Origin of the sequence: Moorena sp. SIO4A1, assembly GCF_010672065.1 — a bacterium.
Classification (GTDB): Bacteria; Cyanobacteriota; Cyanobacteriia; order Cyanobacteriales; family Coleofasciculaceae; genus Moorena.
Map to the genome: position 1 here is coordinate 1 of NZ_JAAHHX010000221.1, position 2,944 is coordinate 2,944.

The following is a 2,944-nucleotide window of genomic DNA, read 5'->3' on the forward strand; positions in this document are numbered from 1 at the left end:
AATGTTAACCACCACTCCTGGCAATGAAGCCGCAGTATTGGTAGCAACGGGTAATGGGCCAGAAGGAGTGGCGAAAGCAGTACAGTTTTTAGTGCAATCCCAAGACCGTCAAATTGGTACCAGTCAAGTGATCTTAGTCGAAAAGCTGGAGGAAGTGCCAACCCCTGCACCCCGTGATTGGCCAGACTATTTACCTCTAGAACCCACATTCAAGCTCAGCGACCTCAAAACTCCCTACAATCAACCGATTGAGGATATCACAGTCAGGGGTTCCGATTCTCCACCCATTACGATTGACTTCCGGGCATTGCCCGATGATCAGTTTGAGGGGAATAACTATATGAACCTAATTTATAGCTATAGCCCTCAAATTAATCCCAAAACCTCAGTAGTGGAAGTCAAGCTAGATGGCATTGCCCTGATCGGCAAAAAGCTAAAGTCCATCGATGGTGGCACTAGAGAGTCCCTGAGGGTTGCCCTGCCTACTGACAAAATCAACCCCTATTCTAAAATCGAGGTGGATTTTCGTCTTGATGCTCGGGAACGCCGCTCCTGTAGCAAAGTAACTGACCAACAGCTTTGGGGTACGTTGCACAGTGATACAAATTTTGAACTCCAGCGCACCAGTGTTGCCAAAGTACCAGATTTGGGGTTGCTGAAAACTGGTTTCCCCTTTGCTGCTCCTCAGGATTTATCCAATACCGTTATTGTGCTACCAAAAGACCCCTCAACCAGTGTACTGATGACATTACTAAAGTTCACTAACAGACTGGGACGGTTAAGCAAAGCAGAATCAATCCAGCTATCAGTTTACACCAAAGACTCTTTACCGACTGAGGAACGCAGTGACCATCATCTGGTCGGAATTGGTACTCAAAATAAATTTCCGTTTCCCGAAATTTTCTCCTCTGGTGACTTGAAATTAAAAGATTTCTTGACACGGCAGCGCAGTGATAGTCAGATTCAAACCTGGTCTGATCATGATGGGGTGATCAAAGAAATTATCTCGCCATGGAATAAAGAACGGGTGCTGCTTGCTCTAATTGCTCAAACTGACAAAGGTTTAGATAAAGTCCAAGATTTCTTAAGCCAAGACCCACTATTCTCTCAAATCAAGGGAGACACGGTACTAATTAGTGCTAACTCGGAAAATCCCGATATTTATGACCAAAATTCTTATAATATGGATTTTTTCCAGCAAGAGCGAAAGCGTCAAATGGAAAAACCTGAGTTGACTCAGCAAATTTTTAACTTCATAATAAGAAGTTGGTTGATGTTAGCTCCAGCTATTATAGCTGCTACCCTGATTAGTTACGGCGTTATTCAGTTTTATCTACAAAAAATGGCTAGGGATAGAAATTAATGACTATTCCATTTTTAAAGATTAGGTCAAAACCGGGTCAAAGAGGCTTGGTGACGACACCCCAACAGCGAGAGAAACTAACAGTCTGGGTAGTGGAAGACTTCCCCTATATATTTGGCGAGATTTTACAGTGGCTAAGTCGCCGTCAATTGCTGTTGCTAATTGTATCTTTACTATTACTATTCATTCCTCTAATTACTGCTCGCCCACCAATTTGGCAACAAGGGTTGCTTGGTTTAATTTTGTTACTGGTGGGACGGGTGATTATTCAGATGGAGGAAGATAAACCCAATCGTAAAACCAGTGAATATCTCCACTTATTGTTGGTTTTACTTAGCGTTTTCACTACCCTACGCTATTTTTATTACCGCACTCGATATACCCTTAATTTTGAAGGGTGGCTGAATATCGTTTTTTGCTTCCTGTTGTATGGAGCAGAATTGTATGCGATCGCTACCTTATTTTTGGCTTACTTTCAAACTATAAAAATTAAAGAACGTAAAGCAGTAAGTTTAGAAACTATTCCCCAAGAGGAGTGGTTTAGCGTTGATATTTACATTCCTACCTATAACGAAGATATCGAAATTGTCCGCAAAACAACCTTAGCGGCTGTAGCCATTGACTATCCGGCTGATAAAAAATCAGTTTATGTCCTTGATGATGGCAGAAAGTATCCAGAGCGTAGGGAAAAGTTGCGCCAAATGTGTGAGGATATAGGCTGCGAACTCCTAACTCGGGATAACAATGACCATGCTAAAGCTGGCAATATCAATACGGCTTTTCACAATACCAAAGGAGATTTAGTCCTTATTCTGGATTGTGACCACATTCCCGCTAAAAGCTTATTGAAGGAAACTGTTGGCTTCTTTTTTAACCCTAAGGTTTCCTTTGTCCAGACACCCCACTGGTTCTACAACCCAGACCCCTTTGAGCGTAATCTGCTCACAGAAGGCAGAATACCTGTGGGTAATGAACTGTTTTATAAGGTGCTGCAAAAGGGCAATGATTTCTGGAATGCGGCTTTCTTTTGTGGGTCTGCGGCGGTGATTCGGAAAACCCACGTCATGGAAATCGGAGGTATTGCCACCGAAACCGTTACCGAAGACTGCCATACTGCCTTCCGTCTGCACTCAAAGGGTTACGAGTCGGTCTACTACGACAAGATTATGGTGGCAGGTTTAGCGCCAGAGAAATTTTCGGCCTATATCGGTCAACAGGTACGTTGGGCAAGGGGAATGGCTCAGATTCTGCGCCTGGAAAATCCCTTATTCAACCGGAAGGTGAATTTGAGCCTGGCGCAACGGTTGTGCTACATGAGTGCCACATCCCACTTTTTCTTCGGCTTCCCCCGATTGATGTATGCGATCGCACCCACTCTATTCTTATTATTTGGCATCAATTCGGTGAAAGGTCTGGGTTTTGAAACCTTGTGCTATGCTCTGCCTCACGTTATCTTATCGATGCAGACCAACCACATTCCCTACAAGCACGTCCGTTTCTCCTTCTGGAACGAGATTTTTGAATTTGCCCTGTCATTCCAGGCGGGAATTGTTACCCTCTTAGCTCTGATTAATCCTAAGT

Annotated in this window: 2 protein-coding genes; both read left to right on the forward strand. The window is 43.6% G+C overall.

From position 1 onward, the window contains the following. The coding region (locus F6K53_RS36435) for a cellulose biosynthesis cyclic di-GMP-binding regulatory protein BcsB (RefSeq protein WP_293084336.1) at positions 1 to 1,363 on the forward strand (1,363 nt) is incomplete at its 5' end. Then, the coding region (locus F6K53_RS36440) for a glycosyltransferase family 2 protein (RefSeq protein WP_293084339.1) at positions 1,363 to 2,944 on the forward strand (1,582 nt) is incomplete at its 3' end. The genes F6K53_RS36435 and F6K53_RS36440, both read left to right, overlap by 1 nt.